At 61.2% G+C, this 1,337-nt stretch carries 1 pseudogene; it reads left to right on the top strand.

The window, feature by feature from the left end:
* Positions 1-1,337 (top strand): annotated as a pseudogene (locus Q0216_RS01530) (adhesin); the annotation flags it as partial.

Consider the following 1,337-nt stretch of genomic DNA (forward strand, 5'->3'; position numbering starts at 1 on the left):
GTGGTCGCTTCAGCACCCAGCTGACCCTGCCTGCAGGTACCCTTGACCCCAACCAGCAGTACGTCGTCGCGACTGCTGTGGTTGATCCGGGCAAGGGCTACGCAACGGAGGACGCATCCTACAACTCCTCCGCACCCCTGGAGTTGCTGCCTGCAGATACTCAGGATGAGCCCCTGAGCGTCCAGATTCTCTCCGGTCAGATGGAAATCCCGCAGGATAAGAACCTGGTGGTGTACAAGGTGACCGGTCTTGGTGGGGCTCAGGCCTTTGAAATAGTGACCTACGTATACGCTCTTGATACCCAGGGTAACCGCATCCTGCTGGCTGCCTCTCCTGCGCGTGCCGACGTTGTGAACGGCACCCTCCTGGATGGTATTGAAGTGGAGGGTCGCAGGCTTGAAGAAGTACAGAGCGCCCAGGACGACCTGCGCTATGTGCTGAGCGTTGAAATCGCACCCTCTGCCGCTAATGGTTACACCGCCCAGGAAGTTGAGGTTCCCTTCATGAATGGTTGGAATGTACAGAACGGCTCCGCTCCGGTTGCTACCGCTGAGCGTGCAATGGCGGAGCAGGAGCAGTTGAAACAGTTCGAAGAGGATGCGCAGCCCGAGCAGAACGCCCAGAACACCCAGGCTGAGTCTGGGCAGGCTGAGTCTGACCAGACTGCCTCGAGTGCCCAGTCCGAGCAGGTGATTGCCGTGAGCCCCGTCGAGCAGTTCGACCGCGTACTGCCCGAGGATGACCCGCGCCGCCACTACGACCTGCCGCGCAACACCGTCTTTGACCGCGTCCACGACACCACCGAAGAACAGAACAACACCTCTAACCCCGTGATGACCGCCCGCCTGCACGTAGAAGAAACCGTAGTTCCCGAAAACGACTCCGAGAAGGCTCTGACCGTGCGCGGCGAGGGTTTTGAGGGTGTCGGCACGGTGCACCTGATGGTCAGCGCCGTGGATGAATACGGCACGGCAACCGGCGGCGTCATTGCGTCGGCTGATGTCTCGGAGATTGATTCCACCGGTACTTTCACCGCACAGGTGCAGATTCCTGGCTCGGCGCTCAAGCCCGGCACCACCTACCGTGTGAGTGCTGTAGCGGAGGACGAGCAGGGCACCGTGCGCATGGTCAACGGTGGCTTCACTGTCGAGCGCGATAGCGTGGATAATGCGCCCGCAACCCCCGAGGTGTCGGAGCCTGAAAGCTCTGGGCCTGAGGTTAATGCACCTGAGACAACCGTGCCCGCTGAGGCTATTGTACCCGAAGCATCTGTGCCCGCTGAGGCTGCCGCTCCTGCGGCAGACCAGCAGAAGGCGGGGGAGAGCGCTACCGAGCAG

The organism is uncultured Rothia sp. (genome assembly GCF_937976295.1).
GTDB lineage: Bacteria > Actinomycetota > Actinomycetes > Actinomycetales > Micrococcaceae > Rothia.